Origin of the sequence: Enterococcus sp. AZ128, assembly GCF_051714485.1 — a bacterium.
Lineage (GTDB): Bacteria > Bacillota > Bacilli > Lactobacillales > Enterococcaceae > Enterococcus_A.
Genome location: NZ_JBIORZ010000001.1, coordinates 75532 through 100725 on the forward strand (window position 1 = coordinate 75532; position 25194 = coordinate 100725).

The window sequence follows — 25194 nt, forward strand, 5'->3', positions numbered from 1 at the left end:
ACATAAAAAGCGAGAGGAAATTATATCAGTTATCATATTGTTACGCGGAAGGGAGAGTGGGTGAAAAAAGGAATGAAAGGAGGAATTTATGAAATGAAAAAGAAGCACTTACTCATGTTGGTTGTTCTACTGTTTTCTTTTATTGCTGAGATATTTCCGTCACAGGTTACCGCGCATGCTGAGACTACAAAAACGGAACTGATCGATGAAGCATTTTTAAAGGTTTCCTATGATTATGAACCGCAAGAAGACTCGAATCGTTGGCGAATCACGTTTAGCAGGCAAAGCGAAGAAAGTGATAAAGAGCAACGTCTCAAACTGAAAGTAACAAACGAGAAAGGAAAAGCGATCACTTATCCTGCTGTTGAGAACATGACTGAAAAGGATGACTGGCTGATCGAAAAAGACTTTTCATCTTCAATGGAAGGGCAACTTGTTTTTGATCTGTCCAAAACGACCAAGCAGCTTAACTTGGATGTTCAAATGGACGAGCAGACTCTTTCTGATGAAAAAGTTACGAAGACACAAGAGAATATTCTAGATGTTAAAGAATCCTTTGTTCTTAAAGTACAGGATACAAAAGAAGAAACAAAAACTTCTGATAGTAAGACTGCTGTGACAACAACTTCGGAAGACTTTATTGGACCGCTGCAAGCAGAGGAAGAAGAAGAGCCAGTGCCATCAACGGCGGTTCCAGCTAACGGATTACTTCGAATGGATCCACCGAAATATTCCAATAAAACACCTGCGTATACGACAAATAATGGTACCTATCCTACTTGCTATTGGACACCGACAGGGCAGTCAAATGTTCGTAATCATCAAGGCGGTTATGAAAAGGAATCTGGTTGGGATGGATTGACGAGCTGGGATGTTACTTCTGATGATTATACGAAATCGTATATTAAATATGGAGAAAACAAATCGAAACCCAATATTGAATTACGTAAATACGCGGGTGAAACAGCTAAATCAGATGAGTTTGACGTTAAGTTAAATGTTCGTGGAAGGACGATTCCTAAACCTGGGGTAGATGTTTGTTTTGTGTTGGATAATTCTAATTCGATGATTATGTCCAGTGGGAATATTGGCGGAATGACGAGAAAAGCTTTAGCGATGAAATCACTGCAAAATTTGATTAATAAGTTTAAAGCAGCAGATCCAGATACAGATAGTTTGAGAATTGGCGGCGTTATCTATTCTTCGACGGATTATCCATCTTCTAATCGAATTGTTCCTATGTCAAATAATTCATCTGGTTGGCAAAACGTAGTGGATAGATATCAAAGTACACCTGCAGATGGAAATACGTTTACACAAAGAGCATTAATGGATGCGCAAACGATGTTGAATAATGCAAGCGGGACGAATCGACGCAAGGTTATCTTTCTTTTAACCGATGGTGCTCCTAATATGAGTGAGGTACCGTTAGCAGGAAATTCAGATTCAAGCATCTATTATGATCAAGTTCGGATTACTTCGAATAATTCTGCATCAACAAGTACGTCTCGATATTTAGGCAGCGCATTGCGTGAACCGGGAACATTGACTAATTATTACACGACGTATAAGCCTTCAGGATTCAGATTGAGCAGGACGGGTCAATGTATTTATAGTCATTTGACGCCAGCCAATTCGACAGCAGCAGATATCAAAAATCAAGGGATGGAGATCAATTCGATTGCGATTAATATCAAAAAGACTCTTCAGGTAGAACAGCATTCAACAGAACAGCTAGTCACAGGATTGCATCGAATGGCTTCGAAAAAGGCCAATGCTACTGGCGACTCACAAAGCGATTACCAATTTTATCATGCTAATACTACCGGAGATTTTGATATTTCTTTCGATGATTGGTTCAACTCAGTCATTCAGACAGTGGATAAGGGCGTAATTGAAGATCCAATCGGAGAGATGTTTGAGATAGTAGGAAAGCCAACTGTTAAGGAAATCAAGAAGAGTGGTGTTCCAGCAATTGAAACGAATAAACTGCCTAATGATCCTGTTATTACTAACAATACGATCAAAGTTGATAACATTAATTTATATGGGCAGCAAGAAGTTCAATTGGATTACAAGCTTCGTTTGAAAACGGATGTTGCAAATTACGAAGGCGACACTTGGTATCAAACGAACGGGAGAACGACTTTAACGCCAACGCCTGAACGGACGACAGACAAGTTAGATTTCGGCGTACCGTCAGTTAAGGGAAAGGCGAATAAGTTCGAGATTCCTGTCGAGAAGAAATGGTCGGATACGTATAAGAACACGGAGAACTATTGGGGACTTCGTGGGAACAGTGTCAAAGTTGTTTTACAAAGAAAAAGTGGCAGTTCATGGGTAGATGTTGAAACGAAGACATTAAATGCGGCAAATAATTGGAAAGATACATTCACAGCGGAAGGTGGAAGCACTGTCTATCGGGTCGTTGAGCCCTCGAGGACAACTGGGTATGCCAAGCCTGATTCCAATGTGGATGAGTTTACCGCGAAAACAGTACCGAGCAAAGGAGTTCAAATCACAAATAAATTGCTGACGGGGAAGGCGATTATTTGTAAGTACAAAGAAGATGGCAAGACGCCATTTAGTGGAGATAAACCGAAATTCTCTGTGAAGCGTAAATCGGATGGTAAAGTTCTGGCGACAGATCTGGAGCCGGACGCGAGCGGTCAAGTAACGATTCCTGATATTCCGTTGGGGGATTTCATCGTTGAAGAATCGTATGTGCCGCAGGGCTATAGCAAGATGGACGATATAGATCTTAAAGCGGTGGAAAATAGTGCCGGAACGAGCTTGAATATCACGTTGGACGGAAAATCTTCGCCCTACAAAGTCATCAATAAATTGGCTAAAGACTTAGAGATTCCAGTAGAGAAAATCTGGTCAGACAGCCATCGGGGAACAGAAAATTATTGGGGACTTCGTACGAGTTACGTAAGAGTTACCTTACAAAAGAGAACGGGAAATACTTGGGAAGATGTCGAAACATTAACTCTAACGCCGATCGACCAGTGGAAAGGGGTATTCCAAGGTGTCGAAGGTGGAAATACAGCTTATCGGGTCGTTGAAGAAGCACGAACGACCGGGTATGCGAAGCCTAACTACAATTACAGTACCAGTTTCACTGCCGCGAACGTACCAACAGGGGGAGTCAAGCTGACGAATAAATTGTTGACGGGTAACGCGGTGATCTGTAAGTACCAAGAGGATGGCAAGACACCATTTAGTAAAGATAAACCGAAATTCACCGTCAAACGAAAATCAGACGGCAAGGTATTAGCGGCAGATCTTGAACCAGATGCAAATGGTCAAGTAGCGATCAACGATATTCCAATGGGTGATTTCATTGTTGAAGAGTCGAATGTGCCGACCGGGTATGAAAAGATGGCAGATATCGAACTTAAGGCAGTGGAGAATGCAGCGGGAACCGCCTTGAACATTACCTTGAATGGGAAATCTTCGCCTTACAAAGTAACGAATAAGCTGGCCGATTTCACCTTGAAGATCAAGAAGGTAGATCAAGATGGGAATGACTTGCGAGGAGCAAGCTTCCGGTTGGTGGGAACCAGCTATGATCAAACGAGAACTGGCGGACCGATTTTTGAATTTACCGGGTTACGCCCTGGTGAATATAGTCTATCTGAAACAGTTGTTCCGAATGGGTATCAAGGAATGAGCGGGACAGTCAGGATCAGTATCTCGCAAACAGGCGATGTCACCATTCAGCCAAATTCAAATGTCAGCGGAACAGGGGGACTGGGGAGTCCGAACCTTATTCAGTTGACTGTCACAAATAAGAAGCGCGGGCAAGGACCGCTGCCTGGAACAGGCGGATCGGGAACGGCCATGTTCTTCAAAGTAGCAATCGGGGTTATTTCAACAGCAGGAGGCCTGCTGGGCAGCCTATACTGGCTTCACACTAAGAGGAGGGGATCGTAATGAAAAAAGTGATTCTTCTCTTGGGACTAATTCTGGGGATTTGTAACGTGGGGGTTACTGCTTTTGCAGAGGAAAGTCAGATAGAAATACAGATAAATACACGAGACGAAAAGGGCTTCGTTCATGAAGGAACCGAAAACATTACACTCGATGTTTTTGATTTGACCGAATGGCGCTCCAAACGGGCGAGTAATGAAAAGTCGGATAAGGAATACATTATGAACACGTATTCCAGTAAAGAAAAATTAGCAGCATTTGTTGCGAGCGAAGCATTGAAAAAGGTCAATGGCACATCGCTCGTACTGGATGATAAGGGCAGCGCGAGCATTACGTTACCGCGCTATCAAAACGAAAAAGATGCTGCATACCTGATTCTTTCTTCAGGGGAAACCGGGAAGTATCATATGCTGCCGATCGTCGTCTATCTGCCGCAGCTGCTGGCTGATTCGACAAGGGAATACACCAGTTTGCTGTTCAATTGCAAATATGATGAGATTCCGACTATACCGACGACAGAGCCACCGCCGTCGACGACACCTACGACTACAACTAAATCGACAGAACCGCCGATAACAGATAGCTCAGGACCAAGGAAAGACTTGCCAAAGACAATTGGAACACCAAGTGGAGGGGAGGGACCAAAAAGTTACTCAGGAAAGGAACTTCCTTCTACAAATGAGTTGATACGTAATTATTGTTTTCTAGGGTTGTTGCTGATGATTGTTGGTTTAGTTGGATTAAACAAAAACAAGGGGGAAAAAAATTATGAAAAATAAGAGAAAATGGATGGCGTTATTAACGACGCTGCTATGCATGATTCCTTTACTAGCAGGGGTGCTAGGTGGAGGGGAAAGTGCTTATGCGTCAGATTCAGTTAACGTAACATTGCACAAGAAAAAAATGGACGAATTTCCAAATGACAGCCAGATAAATACTGGTAAAGAAATGACGGAATTTGATCGCTATGAAGGATTGCCTGGGATTACATTCACTGCTTGGGACATTACCGAAGATTTCTATGATGCATTAGATGCTATCTTAACGGGAAATGAAACAGATGCAGAGTACAATACGAAAGCAAAACAAATCATGGATGCGTTTGATTTAAACGCAGCACCAAATGCTGTGGATGTTGGTGATCAAACAACTGACGCAAACGGCGAAGCAAATTTTGCGAACCTGCCATCTAAAAATGCAGACGGTTCTTACAAAGTTTATTTCTTTGAAGAGCATGCATCACCAGGTGTAGAGATTGGTTCATACAAACTAGTTTTAATGTTGCCTCTTAAAGATGGGAATGGCGAGATCACAAACATTCATTTGTATCCGAAGAATAAAGTAGAAGGCGAAGATCCTGAAAAGGAATTAGTGGATGAAAATGGCGATCCATTGCCATCACGTCCAGCCGGCGCTTACGATTTTGAAGTTGGTCAACAAATTCATTACCGTGCAAGCTTCATGATCCCTAACCAAATCGGTGATATCGTCAACGGCGCACCTCGTTATACGAAATTGGAAATGAACGATGCGGTGGACACAGTAGGCGTGAGATTTGAAGGAATTGATCGGATCGTGATGAACGGTACAACGATCAATGAAGCGACATTCTTAAGTAATGCAACAGATACTTATACAAATACAGCGGCACCATTTTCTGGTTATGCTGGGTTTAACATTGCGATGAACTTAACTGGTGCGGCGGGTCCTGCGACAGCTAACTACTTAAGTCAATATGCTGGTCAAACAATGGAAATCTACTATACGGTATCTTTCACTGATGAAACACCAGTTGACCGCGACATTAACAACGAATTCTCAGTAACGATGAACCATGACGGTGGACAAGACGATACAAAAGTGAACCCACCGATTGATCCAATCACTACTGGGGGTAAGAAATTCTTCAAATATGAAGCGGGTTCAAGCAAAGCACCATTGGGTGGCGCAGAATTTGTCGTTATCAAACGTGTGAACGGAGTAGATTACTACTTAACAGCTGGCGCTACTTCAATGACATGGACAGCAGTTGCAGCGAATGAAGATTTCGCGACAGCTACGAAATATGTTTCTGGCGCTGATGGTAAATTCGAAGTAACTGGACTTGAATATGGTACGTACTACTTGCGAGAAACCAAAGCACCAAGCGGCTTCTCAAAATTAACAAGTGACGTACAATTCGAAGTTGAAAAAGGCTCTTATGAAGGCGCAGCCGACCAAGAGATTGAAAATATTACTAAAGGCGGCACATTACCATCAACAGGTGGTATGGGAATCATCGCCTTCATCGTAATCGGTCTAGGCTTGATGGCAGCAGCGATCGTTCGCTACCGTCGTGTACAGTTTGAAGTTTAATTGAAAGATAAAAACGAGCAGAAGGCGGAGGCCTTTTGCTCGTTTTTTTTTTGAGTTGGTAAGTAGTTAATTATCGGTAATTTACAGATTTAAAAAAGTTAAAACCATCTATCATACATTCCTTGCAAAATATCAACAGGGAAAGAATAGTTTTTTCCTGTTGGAATAATAGAATCAATATCACAAATGGGACACAAAGCAGTATCTCCTATCCAATCAGTTATTTTGTCATAGTTGAATAGACTTTGGCAGTAAAAACATCCACATAAATTGGACTCTTTTAATAGTACTCTATTGTTACTACAAAGCTTATGGGCGTCAGTATAAATATCAGCCATAAAAAAATAAAATTATCTCCTTTCTTTTTTACAGAAATTATGTCAGGTGAAACTGAACCACACGAACTCCTTAACAAACCTAATCTGAAATTTCGTCAATAAAGATTGAGATATCATTTTTAAAGATGTATCGGCTGAATTGCTCGCTTAATATGCTGCTTATATTTCGATAAGCAAAAGTAGGCGTGTTAGGTAAAGTATAGTAGTAAAGACCATTTTTTTGATAGATTGGGTTATCGACAGTTGTAAAGCTATTTCCTTCAATTGCATTTCCAGCATCTGCTGCTATATCAATGATGAAGGTGCCTTTTTTTGTCTGAGCCTGCTCTTCAAGGGTCATAATCGGGGTACCCGAATCACCGACTCTAATGCCATTAATGATAATCGAATATTTAGATAGTTGCTGTTTAAAATCTGGAAGTGTTTTTCTATAAAAAAGCTGAACGGATGAAGTGAGTTTTGAGACTGCGTGAAAAGCACCTTGAGCGGTGTTCCCTGAACCCAAAATAGCTATATCCACATCGCTTTCTGGCAGTAATCCAAAACTCAGCAAGGCATGCAAAACACCAGCATAACCGGCGTAAAAGCTATTTTGATAGACAAAGTTTTTAGGAATCAGCTGTGTTTTGTAAGCCTTTCCCATATAGTACATCAAAGGAGTTTGATTATCGATATCAAGTACATAGAGCTTTTTAGGAATCGCTTGAGACTCCATAAACTCTTTTCCAGATCCTAACGGGTGCGTCCAACCTATAATTACTTGATTTTGTCGAATCATGTCATAATCGGATGGCGGGATTCTTTTTAGGGAGAATATGCTATCACATAAAGCAAAAATTTCGGGACGGGTTAAGATGGTACATCCGGCCTTTAGATACTCTTCATCAGGAATGTCTAAAGAGTCACCAAAACCAGTCTCAATATAAAGTGAATTGGCAAAGTGTTTGATGTGTTCAGGTAGTAAAGGGAGCCGGCGTTCGTGAGGAAAATTTGACTTGATAAAACCTAATTTCATAAGAACATCTCCTTTTCTATCTCTATGGACTTGTTACAAAACGCTGCGTTATAAAAGGAACTATTTTTCTCAGTCTAACATAGTTTGAGTTGAGACTAAGAATGATAACCTAACAGAAAGAAAAAAATAATTCATCGACCGAGGCAATAAAAAAGAACATCTAGAAAAGATGCTCAAAATAGTTGGTTAAGTTAAACAACAATGTTTGCATGATGAAAAATTCTTTTCAGGACATTGACGCTCGATAATCGTTAGAGCTTCTTGATAGGAAGCTGCTTTTCCTATTAAACTTCGACCCGCAACTTCAGGTAAAGATTTGCAGGAATCAGTGTGAATCAAGTGTTCGTTTGCTTGGTTGGGAATATCGCTATAAAAAAAGAAGTTCAAAACCAATCACCTCAATTATTAATTTATGAAGTGATTATATCAATAGAACGGTTACAAAGTAAATATATTTTTAATTTTAAGTTAATTATTATTGCTGGGAACTAAAAAAAAGACTGCCGTGGTATGAAACGGCAGTCTTAGAGCTAGGAAATGGGGAAATTAATTTATTGGTAAGAAGCCTAGCTCGCGCACAATATCTGTCTAATTTCTTTAGACAAATTGATTTTAACAAGAGAATGTTTCTAATTTCAACCGCGAACGGTAGTAAGTGATAAATAATATAAAATAAACGTTAATAATTTGTATTTTAGCTGGAAAAACGAAAGGTGATTAGTTAGTTATAGGATACGAATAGGTTAATGGTAACTAAGGTGCTCATGAGCAATGAGGATGTTGGGAAACAGCTATGCAAAATCTATTTTTGAGAATGGTGAAATGAAACAGGTAAATTGGTCTTTGGGAATTCATTAAGTGACATAGTTAGTAATTCCTCTTTATCAAGTTCTCTAAACAAAAAAAGATTAGTGGGAAAAACAATAATTTGAAATTCAAAATGAATTACACTAACTCAGCCTATCATAGAGTAAATCTGATGTTTTTAACCAAAAAAGAGCTGACGAAATATCAGCTCTAAAAACTATTCTGCATAAGGATCATAGGGAGGAGTGTCATAAAGCGTTGTACTCTCAGGATTCATTTTGTATAGCTCATACCAAATAAGTGATACATCACCAAATCCGGTTTCTTCTAACCTTTGTTGTGCACGATCAACAGCAAGTTGATAGTCTGCTTGGGACAAGTTATCGAGATAATTAGGATCAAACTGACCTGCGTTGATATAGTTCTCTCTCTGTTCAGGAGACATCCAATTATTTGCGGCTTGTGTCTGCTCATTTGTGGTTGCTGCCTCTTGAGCCGGTTGCTCAACAATTGGCGTTTGCGGTGTCTGATTTGTTTGGTTTGGAATGGTAGAATTTGCCTCGGGAGTCTGTACTTGCTGATTATTTTGGGCTGGCTGCTCAACTTGAGATGTCTCTGACGTTTGCGCTGTTTGCGACGAACTAGACGAGGTGGCTTTTGATGATTTTGAAGTAGACTCTTTCTTCGCTTCGGATTTTTTCTTTGAACTTGTACTTACAGCAGGTTCTTTTGTCTTAGTGTCCGTGGAATTATTTCTATTACAAGCAGACAAGGTAAGAAGTGATAGGGACAGGAATAAAAATGTATACATCTTTTTCAGGATGGGCCTCCTAGTTCGTGTCTTGTAATATAATTGTAACAAACGAAATTTGTTTGTAAAATAAATCTGAGAAAAAATTTATTTGTTCTCTATGATTTTGAAAAGGAAGAGTATCGCAAGAGTGGTTAATCGAGTAAATTTAAAAGTCTAGTGATCGAGGCAATCAGCAAGGATGATAAACATGATCAAAGTAGTTATTAAGGATAGGAGGATGAAATCGAAGGTAAAAACGTCCATCATAAATTTCTCTATTTAAATAGGAAGAGAAAATAAAAAAGCTACTGAAATTCAGTAGTTGTCTTAAGCAGCAATTTTAAGTTTGTTGATTGCTTGTTCGATGGTAACACCGATCGCGAAATTATGTGGAACATTTTTATCATACACAAGGAATCGATTGAGTTTCGTGTTGAACGTTACACAAATACAACGATCCTCCATTTTAGTTTCGTTCATGCTAGCGCCTCCCTTCTAGGTTCATTTTAGCTTATGAATGTTAATTCCCTGTTAAGTGAATGTAAAAGTCTAATCAAGTTGGATGTTACTTATCGAAAATAAAAAAATCATCCAAAGAATTGGATGATCATGAGTGCAGCTTGTCTCTAAATTTTGAAAAGAGTACAGCAGAGGTGACAACAACTGCATAATACATCAATGGTATAAAGCTTGAATCAAAGCCTTCAAAATAATAATAAAAAAATACGAGTGATCCGCCAGAAAAGAATGCGGCGGTAAACATTTTCAAAAGTGACAATCTTTTGCCGAATAAAGCAATCGTATATGCTCCCAAAATAGCACCAAGTGAACAAATGAGAAAAGCGACGATATCTCTGGTAATCATACTACCCACTCCTTCATTACAGTAATTCACACTTCTAGTTTAACATATTATCGGAGCGAAAAAATGAGTGAACGCAATCGAACGCGAGTCGGAATGATTCAGCTTTCGGTTCTTCCAACTAAATAATCTAGTGTTACATCATAAAAATCGATAATGTCGATCAATTCTAAAATATCGGGTAATGCGTCTCCCTCTTCATAAGTCTCGTATGTTTCTAAAGAGATGTTCAATTGGTCAGCGACTCGTTTTTTGGTGTATTCGTTTTTAGTTCGTAGGAAATTAAGTCGGCAACGCAAGGTATCAAGTAGAATAGCTTCTTCAATACTCACAGTTAAATGACCTCGATTCTAAAAGGAATGATTGCTTAATCATAAGACAAATTATCGGATTATTAATTTAAAAGGCAGCCGACCACCGACTACCTCTTAACATTGATCAATGCCTAGTTTCCGCTAGACAGACTGATTTTATCAAAATAGATGTTTGAGTCAACCGCGAACGGTTTGAAATAACTCGCAAACGGGGAAAAGTGGTAGTATTCGAAGATAAGTGTTCAACTGTAGCTCATTATAAGCAGTTCTTCAATGTTAACGAGTTCTAGCTATAGGAAAATATCTTCAAATTTCGTATTTATTTATATATTCACAAAACGTACGATTCAATTAAATAGTTGACGCAAGAGGCTGGTAAAAGTTGCTATCAGCCTCTTTTTTTTGATTCAAATACTAAATATTTAATATGTAAAACGAACTTTAATTTACTTTATAATTAATTAATTTATTAAATCAAATAACTTGATATTGCTTTGGTAAGTTGCTGTTATAGGTTTAAGTCGTTAAAAATAACGACTTATTAATGTTGGGTTGAAAAGCGAAAAAAAAAAGAATCAGTTACTATTGGTATAGAAAGAATACAGGATAAAACGGGGAAAGGGGAGCTTAGAAGATGAAAAAGATCAATTTTATCATACTAATAGGGATGCTTTTTTCTTTTATCGTTGAAAATGTTGTGAATACACAAATCAGCCACGCGGAAACGACAAAGGTAGAATTAATAAATGACGATGCGCTAAAACTTGAATATGACTATAAGACGAAAGACGATTCTATCCAATGGAAAATTACTTTTGCAAGACAAAGTCAATCTGAAAACCTTCACCAACGTTTAAAATTAAAGGTGACGGACGAAAAGAATGAGACCATCGATTATCCTGTTATTGAAAATATAAAAGAAACCAAGAGTTGGTTAGTAGAAGAGACTTTTACAGATGCGATGGAAGGACAGATTGTTTTAGATTTGCCTAAATCGATGGATGCACTGAAGCTTTATGTAGAAATGGATCAAAAGGGGACAGCTGAGGATTCTGAAATTAAAGAAGATACCTTGGAGCTGGAAAAACCGTTTAAACTAGAGAGCAAGAAGGTGCAGACAGAAACGACAAAAGAAAGCTCAAGTAAAAAGCAGGAAAGTTCCAGTAAAAAGGAAACGACCAGCTCTTCTAGTGCTGAAAGCAAAGAAAAAACGGGACTGATTGGGCCTAAGCTTTCGACACAATCCACATTTAGAGGCGGCGGAATTGCTGCATATCAAAATCAATACACGAACAAACAACCAGCTTATACAGAATCCGCACAAGACGGGAAATACCCAACGAATTCGTGGTCTCCTGATGGACAATCAGAGACGATTCGAAATCATCAAGGGGGAAACTCCGCCGATCCAGCAACTAGCTGGGATGGTTTGACCAGTTGGAATGTTAGTCAAGACGATCGTTCGAAGTCTTATATTAATTACGGCGATGATAGTTCAAATCCCAACTTAGCGATCCGAAAATTGGCTTACGAAACGGATAAGGAAGATGAATTTAATATCCGTTTGAATGTTCGCGGGAATACGACGTATAAACCAGGGGTGGATATTGTCTTCTTGATTGACCATACAGGGACAATGAGTACCAAAACGAATGGGGTCTCAAGAAGAGATAGAGCAAATGCGGCACTAAAAAAAATGATCGATGAATTGAAAGGTTCAAAGATCGATGAGAATATTCGTGTAGGTGCTTATTTCTTTAGTAGTGGTCAATATGAAAAAGGATTTTCAGCTCCGTATAGTTATGAGTTAAGTAGTAATACGACTTCTTGGGATACCATCGTAAAAAATCATAAAGCAATACCACCAGAAGGTCCGACTTTTACTCAACGGGGGTTGATACAATCGAAAGGAATTTTTGATCGTGGTAACTCTGATACGTTGGGACGTAAAAAACTTCTATTTGTATTGACAGACGGTGCACCCAACAGTAGTTTTTTGCCAGATCCATACAATCGAGAAGCGACAAGAAATGATGCGATTTATCCGGATAAAGTACACATCAAGAATTGGTTGATGGTGGACGATCCAACACAAGAGCGGCCGAATGGCTATAAAGCAGATAATGGTAGTAACTTAGAAGCAACTGCGAATAAAACCAAATTTGATAAGCTGCTCTATTACAATGCGCTATCTTTGAGTACTCACTTGTCAACGACCAATTCAACCGCTTATGATTTGAAGCAAGAGGGGATAGAGATTCATACAGTGTCTGCAGGGATGTCGAGAAATTCTAACGCTGATCATCCAGTCGCTGATTTACAAAAAGGATTATCAAGAATGGCAACGCAAAAGGTGAACACTTCGGGTAACGATACATCAGACTACTTCTTCAATACTGTCGCAGATACAGAAGATTTAACAGCTGGAATCAAGGAATGGTATGACACAGTTATCTCGACAGTCAATCATGGGATCATCACCGACCCAATCGGAGATATGTTTGAACTCGTTTCTGGTCCAACGAAAAAGACTTATGATAAAGATGGCAATCAAATTACGCTTGATCCGCAGCCGAATGGACCAACGGTAAATGCCAATAATGAGATCGTTGTAACGAATTTATCCTTGAAAAAAGGAGAACAGATTCAGATTGATTACCGCGTGAAGTTAAAACCCGGATACCAAAAAGGTGTATGGTATCAAACTAATGGTCCAACCACATTGCAACCAACGCCGGAACGTTCAAATGATATTTTAGATTTTGGTGTACCGTCTGTTCGCGTTAAAGCCGACGAAATCATTTCGATTCCGGTTAAGAAAGTTTGGGCAAATGATAAAGTCAATAATGTCGAGGATTATTGGGGACGTCGTGAATCCGTTACAGTTGAGCTGCAGAAACAGAATGGTTCGACTTGGACGAAAATAGGCGAAGAAAAAGTATTAAACAAAGCCAAAAATTGGAGTGACAGCTTTACTAATATTGTTGATATTCCTGGTTCCAGATACCGCGTAGTGGAAAAATCAGTTCCTCAGGGGCATAGTGTCAGCTACAGTCCAGCAGAATTTACGAAAGATGATTTAGGCGGTGGAACTGTTGAGGTCACCAATACGTTGAAGAAAACTAATTTCCAATTTGACAAGTTTAAGAATGATGGACAGACGCCATTCCCAACTGCTGGAAGCCATCCAGTTTTCGAGGTTGAGGATGCGAAGTCTCACAAGAAAATCACGAATGTTTCTCCAAATTTAGCGGGAACAGTGACCTTTGAGAATCTGCCGGTTGGGATGTATATCGTATCAGAAACCGATGTACCGACTGGTTATGAAAAAATGCCTGAATTTGTCTTTACGGTTGAAGAGGACACGAATGGTAACTTGATTACTAAAGTCAACGGCTCAACGGGACGGCATAAAGTCACGAATAAATTGAAAGACTTCACTATGGAGATCACGAAAAAGGACACCACGAATACACTGTTGTCTGGCGCAAGTTTCCGCCTGCGCGGAACGAACGGTATCATCTATGATAAGACACTTGATGGTGGAACGAAATTTACGTTTGATCAGCTCAAACCTGGACGCTATCTCTTAACCGAAACAAAGTCGCCAAGTGGATATGTTGGCTTAGATAAAGATATTGAGATCACGATTTCTGAGTTGGGCGTTGTTACGATCGAGAATGATGATCTGGTGGAAGGATCGGGCAGTATTACTGCGGAAGGAAATAAGATTACATTAGAAGTAAAGAATAAGAAAATTGAAGGACAAACACCAAATACCGGAGGTACAGGACGAAATAAAATGATGATCGTTTCTGCTGGTTTGGTCGGCATTTCTACGATAGTCGGACTGTTCTACTTTTTCTTGAATCGAAAAAATATGTAGGTATCTAATGCAAAAGAGGTTTCAAAAAAGTGAATAGGGTGGAAAAACTCAGGAGGCTTAGTGCCTGCCTGAGTTTTTCTGTTTTTAGTGAAAGTAGATTTTTCTTCGTTACTATATTTAGGTTTTGATTGAAGAACAAAGTTAAATAGGCCTACTTACCCGAAGATAAGCAGCCTATCACAAGGGTTAAAGATGACTAACTTTAAAATACTTTACTTCCATTCTTAACCTTACTTAGGGAAGTCAATAAAATGCATCCATCTTCAGTATCGCTGCCTAATATTCTTATTTCGCTTTTGACATCTCCAATTCGGATGGGGTCAAAGCTGCAAACACAAACGACTTGTTTGCCAACAATTTCTTCTGCTGTATAGTTAGTAAGTTGAGCAGAACTATTTTTAATGCCCAATTCTCCTAGATCTACAGTCACTTTATAAGCGGGATTTCTGGCTCTTTTGTTTAAGGAAACGGCTGTAATGGTGCCTACTCTCATGTCCACTTCATCAAATTGTTCTAACGTAATCTTAAATGTCCTCCTATGTGGTAATTTGAATAATGGTACCACAAATCAATTGCAAAATGGAATACTGAGAATAGTTAAGAAGAAAAAAATGGAAACAGAGGAAGTGAACCAGAGAGTAGAAAAAATTGTAAAAAAATAATGACTGATCGGAAGACAATCAAGTAGCCACGCAATCAGAGGAGATGGTATTGCTCTATGATAAGGGAATCAAAAAAAGGAATCGCTCCTAATCTGGCCCATCAAAGGTAAAAAAACAGCCAATTAGGCTGCTAGAGCAACTTATTTTTTGAACAGCCTCTTTAATGGGGAGAAAGGAGGCAGCAAAGCAATAATGCAGCAAAGTACGATAATCTTAATCAAATCCTCACACGCTCCTTTTTCTCGAACTATAACAGAGGTTATCGGGGTTGTAAATAAAGATTGCTGAAGAAAACTCTAACGACCATTTCCAGAAATTTTTCCAATGAGATGTCAGCGGTAAGTATACTAAAAAGAAAAACGGCATAGATCTATGCCGTTTTGAATGTCATTTATTCTTCATCATCATCTTGAGCACGGAACATTTTATTGTGTCGTTCCTCATCTTCCTGATTGTCTCTAATGACTTTTGATAGCGTAAAGGATGACGAAATCAGGCCAACTGAACCCATCAAATAATAGCCCTTAACCATTAACGGTTCCTTTAACGTATACAAACCAATAAGTATTAAGACTAAGAAGAAGATAAATGATCCCCAAGATAAAAGGACAAAGGCAGGTGTATTTCTATATGCTTTCTTTTTGATATTGTTGTTCAAACGCTCACTCCTATATATTTATAGTGCTAATTGTAAGTTTTGTTGACTCTAAAATTCTGTAGAGAATTATTTTTGGGAATTAGCATAACTTTTTTTATTATATATTGTTAAAGAGAAAAATGCGACCTGAAAAAATAAGTATCATTGAATAGGTTAAAAATGTTTATTGAATATAAGGTGTTATGATTAGTTTTACAACTCGTGGATCGCTTTAATGTAGCATTGTTCAGTTTATTATACCTATAGAATTGAATAAGCTGTATTAAAGGAATGGAATAAATGTATCCAAAAGCACGATGCCCGAGCACGTTACAGTCGAATTTTGATTAATAAAAAAAGCTAAATTATTTGTAAATGTTTTCTAAAAAGAGATTATTTGCAAAAGGAAATAAGTTAAAATTAAATACATAGAAAATCATTTATTACGTGGCAACATGAGGAGGATAATTTGCGAAAAAGGAATTCGAAAATATTTTATAATTCTTTAATTGTACTTGGACTGCTGCTCGTCTGTTTTGCTTTAGCATTATTCAGTTATTTGAATAGTCAAGAGGATACTGTTATATCGAGTGAACCGACAATTACAAGTAAAGAAACCAGTTCTATAGATGATCAAAAAATGAATAAAAAAGTCGATGATCTTCCATCTCTGAAAGAAGTCTTTGAGAAAATAGAAGTGGGAGAAGAAGAATCAGATGTTGCTGGAAGTAAGAGCAGTCAAGTCGAAAGAATGCTTGGAGAACCAGATTCAAAGACAGAAGATTATTATGCAGGAGAAAAAACGATTTCTTATTCTTGGAATTATTTTCCTTGGGATGACCCTATCACTTATGCAATGATTACTTGTAAAGACGGAAAAGTTATATCCAAGTCGTTGACTATTAGTGAGAAACAAGGTGAAACGAAAGAAGCATTTCTAGATGGGTTTAATGGAATGACAATCGGAGAGAACTATTCCAAAAAAGAGATTATTGAAACTATGGGGTATCCAAATACAGAGATGATCATGCGTCATGGGGGGCATACCTATGATAATTATACATGGAGTATTTCTAATAAAATATTTTCGATAGAATTAAAGGATGGAAAACTTAATAGTCGTAATCAAAGTGAGTATTAAACAGACTGAGTGATGGGTCGATAAAAGGGATTATTTTGGCTGGATTAGTCCAACGGTTGAGGAGATAACAGAATAGTTTTGTATAGAGAATCCGCTCAGGCCAATTTTTATTGGTCTGAGTTTTTTGTTTTCTCGGCTAGGAAAACGCTATTTGGAACAAATATAGCAGAAAAAAATAAGCATCTACCGTGATCTACAGTAGATGCTTTCAGTACGAACAGTAATTGTCCATTAGAGAATTACACTCCTTATGCGATTTTTGCTAATTCTTGTACTGCATTTTCGATTGTCGTACCTGTCGCAAATTTGTTTTCGTCTTGTTTGTCGAAAACAATAAATAGATTTAAGTTAGTATCTAAAGTTACGCGGTATTCCAATTTGTTGTTAGTGAATGTCATATAGCATTCTCCTTTCTCATTAGTGACGAAAGGCAACTAAAACGTTCATAACGAAATTCCACTTAATAATATACCATAATTTTAACGTTTTATCTAATGAAAAAGCTCGGTTAATCGAGGGTATCACATAGTTTTACGGAAACTATTCCAATTGAAATGTTTTTTGTACACGCTGAAAGTTACTAAACGATAAATCATAAATAGCTCTATTTTTGTTGATCTCAACTACTTTTAGTGATGACGAAGATTCTTCAATCTCAAGACAAATAACTTTACTAGATTTAGATAGTTTTCCCTCGAAAACGTAGATAGGTCTATGGATTTCTTTATAAATAACCAAATTCTCTCTATCAATTTTTCCAACTTTTTTTTCTATTTTGTAAATGGTCTTATAGGTTCTATAAGGATAGTCATATGTTGTTTTTGTAATGACAAAATATCCGATTAATCCTAAAGACAAGAATAAAAAAAATTTTTAATAAACTTCATTAGTTAAATCACTCCTTTATTTAGAACCATAGTAACTTAAAAAAGGCTTGATGTATCAAACAGTATTGCAAGACATGTAACAGTGTCGTAATAGCGATTATAAAAACAGCTAAATCATAACTATGTTAATGGAAGAGTTCCAGTCGATGGAGCTATCAAGTAGAAAGAGAACCTATGAAAGGTTCTCTACATAAATGTCATTTCATTTTTATTGGTACTAGCATTTCGCATCGTTCATTGTTAATTAAACTAATTTTGTACCTCTCTAAAATAGGTCTGGAAAAATCTATCGTATAAGAATCTTGACTTAATAAAGATGGAAAGGTATTCCAAAAAGCAGAAACAGCGTTGCTAGTATGGTCGATTTGGAAAATTGCGTATTCTCCTGAATCTAATTCTCTTGAGTTCATGTTTGTGATAGCCGCATCCGATTCCACAGCAACATCATAACGGCAATGTTCTGCCGAGATTTTATTCGGATCATCTAATGCAATACCGTAGATAATCGTATTTTCCGAGAAGAGTTTTTCTTTTTTCAGATGAGTTTTTACAGAGTCCATTAAAGCATAGTTTTCAGGTCCATAAGCACCAACTCGACGTTTATAAAATACTGTTTTAGATGGTAGTGATTCAATTAGATAATTCATGTATGTTCCTCCAAATGTATTATTGGAAGATTGGCCAATCATTCCCTGAATTCATTGTATATTCATTTAAAATTTTATTCATTAAAATTTTTAAAATTGATGAATAAGTAATGCATTTAGTTTTGCAAAATTTTTTCTAGCGGAAGAAATCATTGAGAGGAGAACTATACGCAATTTAAATGAGTTTAGATCAACTTAACGATCTATTCTAATTGCCATAACGACATTAACTACTACTAGATACAACAGCAAAAACAAAACGGAACCGATACAAATGATTAGTACAGGGAGAATAGTTAAATCTCCTCCTGCTGAATCATAACCGCCACGAAGACTTGTAGGTAATACGAGAACTAAATTTAGGAATACTATCAAAAGGACACTGCTAAGGATTGCAGATAAATTCAATTTGAGAAAGAGATTCAATTTAGGGAACCTTTTTAAAGCCAACCTATATAGTAAATAGTGTATCGGAATTATACAAAAGGATAGTAAGAATATTGGTAGGCCCATTAAACAAAAAACTCCTTTTTAGCATAGTATACTAAAAAAGAGTTGAGAATTTAATTTTATTAAGCACACCTATCAAACAAGTAGAAAGAAAGCCTAGAATAGTTTCTTTGAAGAAATATTGAAAAGTAGCTATCCAACTTCTTGTCTATTTCTTATTCTGACGAGGAAGAATAGCGTGATAAAAGCAATAATAATTGAAATAGTTAATCCAAGGCCGCCTTCAAAACCAAAACCGCCACCATTCATTAAGGAGTGATCAGGTAACAAGGTTGTTTTAAATAAAGAGGAATAAATGGAAAGGCCGCTGACAGGAACCCCTAATACTGGCCCCAACATGAAATTCCAAGCTGCATGGAAAGCCCCAACAAACAAAATATTGTCCGTTAAATAAAAAATTGTTGATAATAGCAGCCCTGCCAAAAATAGATTTAGCAATGCAAGTCGAGTGATATCTGGGTTTAACCCATGGAGTATAGCAAAAATTAAAGAATTCACTAGTAAGCTAGTCCAGATGTTATATCTGGCGCTTATTGAATTCATGATAAATCCGCGGCAGACTATTTCCTCCATTAAACCTTGTGGAAAATACCCCAAGAAGGCGGTCAATACATAAATCCAACTAACTGTTGTCAAATTAGAAGATATTCTAATTGAACCTGCAAATAAATTTAGCAAGAAAACAATCGTCAAAAAAATAATCGCGAGAGTTGTTCCCGTGAGGATTCTATTTGCTATTTTTTTTGAACTAAATCCCAGTGAAGCTAGAGATCTCTTTTGGAAGAAACGACAAAAGAGTGTTACTGCAAGGATTACAAATATATTTGCAAATAGAATATACACTTCTTTGGCACCAGTGTTTTCAATATAGTCAGCAGGAATCATTGAAATCCCTTGGACAAGAAAAACAATTACAATACCGATTATTAGTGATATCCAAACATTTCGTTTTCTTTGCTCCTGTGTTAACTGCATTGATGGCGTTAAATTTAGCTTCATATATACAATCCTTCCTAAGGCATTTCTAAATAGCTTTATGGGAAGTATAATATGCATTCATCAAATGAACAAAAAAAGTCTACTATATAGGACTTGAAAGTAATCGTTTATAGATAAAGCTGAAGAACCCCAAAATTGAAATTTTGAGGCTCTTCAGCGTAGCTAATCTTTCTGTTTTATTGGAGTGAGTCCGAATTTTTTAGTAACTAGCAGAAAAAGAAAGCTGATCAATGTGCCTACGATACCAAAATAGGCATCGATAATATCAGGCGTGTTTAAGAAGGTCATCACCGTTTCACAGAATAAATTTCCTGCGATAAATACAACACCTAGAACCATGATGAAACGAAACTTAATGTCTCCCATCAGCCAAATAAAACCGATTCCAAGATACGCCATCAAACTTAATGAGAAATTTGAGATATGGGAGTTGATGGACGAATTAATAATGACAAAATCCGTGAATTGACTGTACCAACGTCCAATAGTAAGCGCCAATCCAAGAAGAATAAGTAATGAATATACTGCTAAAAAAGGTCTGCGAACTTCAAATTTATAAACGGTCGAAAACATTGTGATGAAGGCTCCTCTACTATTGTTCTGTTCAAATTGTACAAGAACAAAGGGGAATCATCAATAGGCGCTATTTTATGAATGTGCGATACATTCCACCACGGAAAAAAGCAGCGGACCGCACGCTGCAATGTACAAGAAGATCATTTTCCGTCAAGATGTGTCAATGAGAGAATAATTATCGCGGTCTGTTTGACACACTAGCAATCTAACATCAAAGTATGAAGAAAGTTCGATAGACGCTTTAAAAAAAAGAAAGTATTCTAGATCATCTGTCTCACGACAACTTAAAACCTCGGAAGCTTTAACAAATTATCGTCTTGAGAGCGACTCGATCTCGTTCGTATATACGCTTTTCCCTGGTTTGTTTGAACTGTTTCAATGAATGATTCGGATTCTTCTCGGGATAATGTGTAAAAGAATATCATGGATACATCATCGATATACCTCACTAAATCTTCAACGGATTCCACTTCCCCTGAGTCTAACTTTACCTGATCTATACCTTCAGTAGAAGTTGCATTGTTTTCAGCGAAACGAATATGTGTAATTCTGGAAGACATTAACTTCACCTTCTTTTCAATTATTTCAGCCTAATTTGCTGACAAAGAAGACTATACTACATTAGAAATGTCTAAAGATGACAACGAGAGTCGATAAAGTAATGAATTTTTTCGTGTTTGCAGTATAAAACAGAAAGGGAAGCGAAAAGAAAACTAGACGATGGATACACGAGAAGCCGTTTAATTTTCAATCGAAAGAGAGCCTTAGGCTGATTTTTTGAACTGTCATTTTATCCGTGTTACGGTTATTTATGTACTAACGGAACGTTTGAAGGTCAGAAGAAATCCTGATTTTCATTTAAAAACCATAAACGAGGAGGAAATTAGACATATGGCAAAACAGCAAGGTTTACCAGCAGTCGAAACACGTCTCTATATTAATGGCAACTGGGTGGAAGGCTCAGAAGGAACCAAGCCGGTAACGAATCCCGCGACAGGAGAGACATTAGCAGACGTTCATGTTGGAGGCGAAAAAGAAGTTTATTCAGCAATCGAGGCAGCGAACAGTGCGTTTTCTGAATGGTCACGGAAGTCGCCCGCTGAACGAGCAAAATTAATGAATAGAATGGCTGATTTAGTCGAAAAAGATACGGATCGCTTGGCGACCATCATGACGATGGAGCAAGGAAAGCCCTTAGCACAGGCTAAAGGTGAAATTCAAACAAACGTAGAGAATTTACGCTGGAACGCGGCGGAAGGGCAGCGTTTATTAGGAGAAATCGTTCCCTCACCAGCGACGAATCAATGGCAGGTCCGCAAGCAAGCGGTGGGCGTGGTAGGTGCGATTACACCATGGAACTTCCCATCGAATATGATCATTCGCAAGATTTCACCAGCGATCGCGGCTGGCTGTACGGTAATTTTGAAGCCATCAAAAGAAACGCCGCTTTCAGCCTTAGCGTTGATGGAATTGTTTGATAAAGCTGGCTTTCCTGATGGTGTAGTGAACATCGTGTTAGGCGATTCTTCAACGATCGGAACGATTCTTTCAGAATCAGAGGCTGTTCAAAAGATCACCTTCACTGGCTCAACCGCTGTGGGTCAGAAACTGAATGAACAAGCAGCGCCGACTTTGAAAAATGTGTCGATGGAATTAGGCGGTCACGCGCCTTATATCATTTTCCCAGATGCGGATATCGAGCGTGCGGTGGAAACTCTGATTAAAACGAAATTTATCAATAATGGTCAGGTCTGCACGTCACCGAATCGAATCTTTATCCATAAGGACATTAAGGAAAAGGTGACAGATCGGATCGTGGAAGCAATCAAAGATGTCACCGTTGGAAATGGGTTAGAAGATCCGACAACTGGTCCGCTGATCAATCAAGACGGCGTTGAAAAAGTAATGGAGCAATTGAAGGATGCGACGGATAAAGGAGCGAAAATTTTGGCTGGTGGTCATAAGCTGGAAGGCAGTGACTATGCGAACGGCAATTTCTTTGAACCGACCGTCTTAGATGGTGTTACCAAAGAGATGGCTATTTTCTATCAAGAAACCTTTGGTCCGGTGATTCCATTAATCACCTTTGAGGATGAGGAAAAAGTCATTGAGGATGCCAATGATACAGAATTTGGTTTGGCTTCTTATTTCTTCTCGACCAATATCCATACGGTTGAAAATGTCAGCAGAAAATTACAGTATGGCATGGTCGGTGTAAATGATACAGCTATCTCAAACTCAGCTACACCATTCGGCGGGGTGAAACACTCGGGATTTGGTCGTGAGAACGGCACATATGGAGTCGAAGAATACGTGGATGTCAAATTCGTCACTATTCGTACAGCCAAATAGTGACTTAATATAGCAAAGAGCAATCCTTTTTAGCGGGATTGCTCTTTTTTGTGATGGATAAGATTATTTAAAAGTGGATAAATCAAATTTTATTTGAACATAGCAAAAACAAAAACGCTCATTTTTGTTCAGAATCATTAAAAAATATCATTAATTCAAACGAAACAAAAAAATTTAACTATTAGTTTTTAAAAAAATTTATTTTAAATTTAAAAAGTGAATTAAATAACTAGTGAGTTTTTGCGTATTCTATTTATGACGTGCTAAATATGTCATTCGATAACGAACTCTTTTTTTTATTTGCGAAAAGCAGAGAAAGTCCATATCAGTTACCATTATTATACAGTAAGGCAACGGATAAACCGAAGCAATAATCAGCATTTGCGTGATTGCTTGGCTTTTTCTTTTATCAGGCGAAAGCGAAAAAGGAGGGAAACACACTAGTTTGATTGCATAAACGGTTTAGCAATTAAGGATTTAGTATGAAGCGAAAGGGGTTTTGGTTCATACACAAAGAGCTGGTTGCTCTTTGGAGTCGATCGTTGGTGGCGTTTAGCATAGGAGTGAATGAAGAGGGTGAGGATATGAATTTTAGAGAAATTTTAGGAGTGAGTAATTTGCGGCATCTGCGTTTGGTCGAATTGCTGTACGCATGTCGGATAGGTCTATCAAGCGACCAATTATTAGAGGAATTAGAATGCTCACTGTCTGTTTTATTAAAGGATGTCAAACTGATCAATAGTCAGCAGGATGCCTTTCGAATCGTGAAATATAAGGGTCTTTATCAGCTGCAGATTAAATCACATGTCAGTATTAATCGATTGTACGCGGACACGATCCAGCAGTCGCCGGAGTTCCAGATTATTGAAGAATTGCTGTATGAAGAGTGCGAAAACATTATTGATCTTTCGAAGAAGCTTTTTTTAAGTCCGTCAAAAACACAGCGAAACCTGAAGAAGATCGAAAGTGTGTTGCTGAAAACAGGAATCACACTACAATACCGGCCACTGCGTTTGGAAGGCAATGAACGTGTGATCCGACATATGTACTATCGCTATTTCATTGAGAAGTCGGATCGTTTGGATTCGCTGTATCGTGATTTGAAGGAGTTTCAAATCAAGGCGATCACGGAGCTGGTGAATCAATTTATCCAAGTGAACAAACTGGAGGATAATTTTATTTCCCGCAAACGTCTGGGGTATAACATGTACATTGGCCTATGGCGGATCAAAAACGGTCATTATTATCCAAAGGAAGAGCTGGACAGTGATTTGATGCTGCCGGAAAGACAGGCCTTGGATGCCTTTAAACGGATGGCGATGGAAGTCTTTCGCGTGAAGCTGTCATCGGACAAGATCAAGGATTGTCTCTGGTTGTCTTATGCGGATATAGTGGTTGCCAGCAGGAGTCAACTGCATAGCGCATTAAAAAAAGAAGACGAGTATGCGGACTACTATTATCGTCATTTAGAGCTGGTCGAGGAATTCGACAGTCTTTTGAATTTTTCGTTAGGCAATGACAAGAAGCAAGAATTGGCGATCGTCCTGTTGAATGAGCATCGCATCTATGAACCAAATGGTCAATTGATCGATATTTTATTTCGACAACGAAAAATCTTCCTTGAGAAATTATCAGAGACCCATGATCAAGCGGTCAAAAAGGTTAAGAAGATCGTCGATTATTTTGTCAGACGGTATCAAATCTATCAAGAAGAAGATTTTGTTTTGAACTATATCTACATCTTGATTACGATGGTTCCGCAAAGCTTGACGCTATTGGCCAGCTGCGATCGGCCGTTGAAGCTGCTGCTGCTGTCTGAGCTGTCGCCGACAGAAGAATTCTTTTTAGGCAACCAAATTGAAAATCAAATCTATGGGAATTTTGAAGTTCATTATGTAGAGAAAAAATTAAGCAATGACATCCATCGTTCTGAATTGGAAAAATATGACGCGCTAATCACTTCCAGCAGTGTGGAAGAGGTACCAGAGGAATATCCAACGGTTGTGATCGATCCATTCTTAACGAATCAGGATGTGTTTCAATTACAGCAGCTCATCAGTAAGCTAGCTGGTTGAAAGGGTCCGGTTCCGCCCAATAGTGAACGTATCTTAAATGACCACAGAATTCTTAAAAAAAGAGACGGCAAGAGGATCGAGTGATCTTCTTGTCGTCTTTTTGGACTGGTTAGATAAGTTTTGAATTTTTGTCATAAACCTTTGTGTCTTGCGGATAGCTGCGGGTAGTATCGGATAATTGCTCCAATATTTCATAAGCTTGGGTAAAATTTTTTGCATCAACTTTATCAAAGAAACAGCGGCCCAATTTTTCAAATTCTTCGGCTAAGTGTGCTTCGTTGGTTGGAAGTTCGTATTTTGAGCTCGTGGGAATCCCGCCTTTCAAGTTAGGTATAGCTTCATTTTACCATGAGCTCTTTTAATTCTTATACCTAAACAAAAAAATCGTTAAAGAAGGGGAAA

At 38.2% G+C, this 25194-nt stretch carries 21 protein-coding genes; 7 read left to right on the forward strand and 14 right to left on the reverse strand.

Annotated features, from left to right (window positions below; all coding sequences use genetic code 11):
• Positions 1-93 precede the first annotated feature (93 nt).
• The 3 genes from IGI38_RS00315 to IGI38_RS00325 are packed head-to-tail and all read left to right on the forward strand — an operon-like array spanning position 94 to position 6291.
• Complete coding sequence (locus tag IGI38_RS00315; protein ID WP_438725500.1) at positions 94-3939, forward strand: SpaA isopeptide-forming pilin-related protein; 3846 nt, start codon at positions 94-96, stop codon at positions 3937-3939.
• Positions 3939-4715, forward strand: coding sequence for a hypothetical protein (locus IGI38_RS00320; protein WP_438725501.1), 777 nt, complete (start codon positions 3939-3941; stop codon positions 4713-4715). Before IGI38_RS00315 ends, IGI38_RS00320 begins: the two co-directional genes overlap by 1 nt.
• Positions 4705-6291, forward strand: a complete 1587-nt coding sequence (locus tag IGI38_RS00325; protein WP_438725502.1) for a SpaH/EbpB family LPXTG-anchored major pilin — start codon at positions 4705-4707, stop codon at positions 6289-6291. The genes IGI38_RS00320 and IGI38_RS00325 overlap by 11 nt, the downstream gene beginning before the upstream one ends.
• 98 nt (positions 6292-6389) lie before the next feature.
• On the opposite strand, the gene IGI38_RS00330 is transcribed toward IGI38_RS00325, so the two are convergent.
• From IGI38_RS00330 to IGI38_RS00355, 6 genes are all read right to left on the reverse strand, one after another.
• Positions 6390-6629, reverse strand: coding sequence for a cytoplasmic protein (locus IGI38_RS00330; RefSeq protein ID WP_438725503.1), 240 nt, complete (start codon positions 6627-6629; stop codon positions 6390-6392).
• A 79-nt stretch (positions 6630-6708) separates the two neighbouring features.
• Entirely contained in the window at positions 6709-7644 is a 936-nt protein-coding gene (locus tag IGI38_RS00335) for a N(5)-(carboxyethyl)ornithine synthase (RefSeq protein WP_438725504.1), read from the reverse strand.
• 1024 nt (positions 7645-8668) lie between these two features.
• A complete protein-coding gene (locus IGI38_RS00340) occupies positions 8669-9262 on the reverse strand; it encodes a hypothetical protein (RefSeq protein WP_438725505.1) in 594 nt (197 codons plus the stop codon).
• A 309-nt stretch (positions 9263-9571) separates the two neighbouring features.
• Positions 9572-9724, reverse strand: coding sequence for a hypothetical protein (locus tag IGI38_RS00345; protein ID WP_438725506.1), 153 nt, complete (start codon positions 9722-9724; stop codon positions 9572-9574).
• Between the two features lie 127 nt (positions 9725-9851).
• The gene (locus tag IGI38_RS00350) at positions 9852-10109 is read right to left on the reverse strand and encodes a hypothetical protein (protein ID WP_438725507.1); all 258 of its coding nucleotides are present in this window, start codon (positions 10107-10109) and stop codon (positions 9852-9854) included.
• Positions 10110-10207: 98 nt separating this feature from the next.
• Positions 10208-10438 carry a helix-turn-helix domain-containing protein gene (locus IGI38_RS00355; RefSeq protein WP_438725508.1) on the reverse strand — a complete coding sequence of 77 codons (231 nt, stop codon included), beginning with the start codon at positions 10436-10438 and terminating at the stop codon, positions 10208-10210.
• 616 nt (positions 10439-11054) lie between these two features.
• Between IGI38_RS00355 and IGI38_RS00360 the strand changes: the two genes are divergently transcribed.
• A complete protein-coding gene (locus IGI38_RS00360; protein ID WP_438725509.1) occupies positions 11055-14306 on the forward strand; it encodes a SpaA isopeptide-forming pilin-related protein in 3252 nt (1083 codons plus the stop codon).
• A 202-nt stretch (positions 14307-14508) separates the two neighbouring features.
• On the opposite strand, the gene IGI38_RS00365 is transcribed toward IGI38_RS00360, so the two are convergent.
• Both IGI38_RS00365 and IGI38_RS00370 read right to left on the reverse strand, forming a co-directional pair.
• Entirely contained in the window at positions 14509-14871 is a 363-nt protein-coding gene (locus tag IGI38_RS00365; RefSeq protein ID WP_438725510.1) for a tRNA-binding protein, read from the reverse strand.
• 488 nt (positions 14872-15359) lie between these two features.
• A complete protein-coding gene (locus tag IGI38_RS00370) occupies positions 15360-15614 on the reverse strand; it encodes a YiaA/YiaB family inner membrane protein (RefSeq protein ID WP_438730214.1) in 255 nt (84 codons plus the stop codon).
• Between the two features lie 460 nt (positions 15615-16074).
• Here IGI38_RS00370 and IGI38_RS00375 point away from each other — a divergent pair, with 460 nt between their 5' ends.
• Entirely contained in the window at positions 16075-16746 is a 672-nt protein-coding gene (locus IGI38_RS00375) for a DUF3862 domain-containing protein (RefSeq protein ID WP_438725511.1), read from the forward strand.
• A gap of 248 nt (positions 16747-16994) precedes the next feature.
• On the opposite strand, the gene IGI38_RS00380 is transcribed toward IGI38_RS00375, so the two are convergent.
• From IGI38_RS00380 to IGI38_RS00400, 5 genes are all read right to left on the reverse strand, one after another.
• A complete protein-coding gene (locus IGI38_RS00380; RefSeq protein ID WP_010743699.1) occupies positions 16995-17144 on the reverse strand; it encodes a hypothetical protein in 150 nt (49 codons plus the stop codon).
• 686 nt (positions 17145-17830) lie between these two features.
• A complete protein-coding gene (locus tag IGI38_RS00385; RefSeq protein WP_438725512.1) occupies positions 17831-18280 on the reverse strand; it encodes a GyrI-like domain-containing protein in 450 nt (149 codons plus the stop codon).
• 642 nt (positions 18281-18922) lie between these two features.
• Positions 18923-19789 (reverse strand): lysostaphin resistance A-like protein, encoded by an 867-nt coding sequence (locus tag IGI38_RS00390; RefSeq protein ID WP_438725513.1) that lies wholly within the window; start codon positions 19787-19789, stop codon positions 18923-18925.
• Positions 19790-19951: 162 nt separating this feature from the next.
• On the reverse strand, positions 19952-20362 hold the full coding sequence (locus IGI38_RS00395; RefSeq protein WP_438725514.1) for a hypothetical protein: 411 nt from the start codon (positions 20360-20362) through the stop codon (positions 19952-19954).
• Between the two features lie 287 nt (positions 20363-20649).
• Entirely contained in the window at positions 20650-20925 is a 276-nt protein-coding gene (locus tag IGI38_RS00400; RefSeq protein ID WP_438725515.1) for a DUF3892 domain-containing protein, read from the reverse strand.
• Between the two features lie 331 nt (positions 20926-21256).
• Between IGI38_RS00400 and IGI38_RS00405 the strand changes: the two genes are divergently transcribed.
• Both IGI38_RS00405 and IGI38_RS00410 read left to right on the forward strand, forming a co-directional pair.
• On the forward strand, positions 21257-22717 hold the full coding sequence (locus IGI38_RS00405; protein WP_438725516.1) for an NAD-dependent succinate-semialdehyde dehydrogenase: 1461 nt from the start codon (positions 21257-21259) through the stop codon (positions 22715-22717).
• A gap of 584 nt (positions 22718-23301) precedes the next feature.
• Positions 23302-24792 carry a helix-turn-helix domain-containing protein gene (locus IGI38_RS00410; RefSeq protein ID WP_438725517.1) on the forward strand — a complete coding sequence of 497 codons (1491 nt, stop codon included), beginning with the start codon at positions 23302-23304 and terminating at the stop codon, positions 24790-24792.
• 109 nt (positions 24793-24901) lie between these two features.
• Here the strand turns inward: IGI38_RS00410 and IGI38_RS00415 are convergent, their stop codons facing one another.
• Positions 24902-25117, reverse strand: a complete 216-nt coding sequence (locus IGI38_RS00415; RefSeq protein WP_438725518.1) for a hypothetical protein — start codon at positions 25115-25117, stop codon at positions 24902-24904.
• Between the last annotated feature and the right edge of the window lie 77 nt (positions 25118-25194).

Coding starts and splice junctions, on each gene's coding strand:
- IGI38_RS00315 (WP_438725500.1), top strand. CDS start 94: ATGAAAAAGAAGCACTTACTCATGTTGGTTGTTCTACTGTTTTCTTTT.
- IGI38_RS00320 (WP_438725501.1), top strand. CDS start 3,939: ATGAAAAAAGTGATTCTTCTCTTGGGACTAATTCTGGGGATTTGTAAC.
- IGI38_RS00325 (WP_438725502.1), top strand. CDS start 4,705: ATGAAAAATAAGAGAAAATGGATGGCGTTATTAACGACGCTGCTATGC.
- IGI38_RS00330 (WP_438725503.1), bottom strand. CDS start 6,629: ATGGCTGATATTTATACTGACGCCCATAAGCTTTGTAGTAACAATAGA.
- IGI38_RS00335 (WP_438725504.1), bottom strand. CDS start 7,644: ATGAAATTAGGTTTTATCAAGTCAAATTTTCCTCACGAACGCCGGCTC.
- IGI38_RS00340 (WP_438725505.1), bottom strand. CDS start 9,262: ATGTATACATTTTTATTCCTGTCCCTATCACTTCTTACCTTGTCTGCT.
- IGI38_RS00345 (WP_438725506.1), bottom strand. CDS start 9,724: ATGAACGAAACTAAAATGGAGGATCGTTGTATTTGTGTAACGTTCAAC.
- IGI38_RS00350 (WP_438725507.1), bottom strand. CDS start 10,109: ATGATTACCAGAGATATCGTCGCTTTTCTCATTTGTTCACTTGGTGCT.
- IGI38_RS00360 (WP_438725509.1), top strand. CDS start 11,055: ATGAAAAAGATCAATTTTATCATACTAATAGGGATGCTTTTTTCTTTT.
- IGI38_RS00380 (WP_010743699.1), bottom strand. CDS start 17,144: ATGACATTCACTAACAACAAATTGGAATACCGCGTAACTTTAGATACT.
- IGI38_RS00385 (WP_438725512.1), bottom strand. CDS start 18,280: ATGAATTATCTAATTGAATCACTACCATCTAAAACAGTATTTTATAAA.
- IGI38_RS00390 (WP_438725513.1), bottom strand. CDS start 19,789: ATGAAGCTAAATTTAACGCCATCAATGCAGTTAACACAGGAGCAAAGA.
- IGI38_RS00395 (WP_438725514.1), bottom strand. CDS start 20,362: ATGTTTTCGACCGTTTATAAATTTGAAGTTCGCAGACCTTTTTTAGCA.
- IGI38_RS00400 (WP_438725515.1), bottom strand. CDS start 20,925: ATGTCTTCCAGAATTACACATATTCGTTTCGCTGAAAACAATGCAACT.
- IGI38_RS00405 (WP_438725516.1), top strand. CDS start 21,257: ATGGCAAAACAGCAAGGTTTACCAGCAGTCGAAACACGTCTCTATATT.
- IGI38_RS00410 (WP_438725517.1), top strand. CDS start 23,302: ATGAATTTTAGAGAAATTTTAGGAGTGAGTAATTTGCGGCATCTGCGT.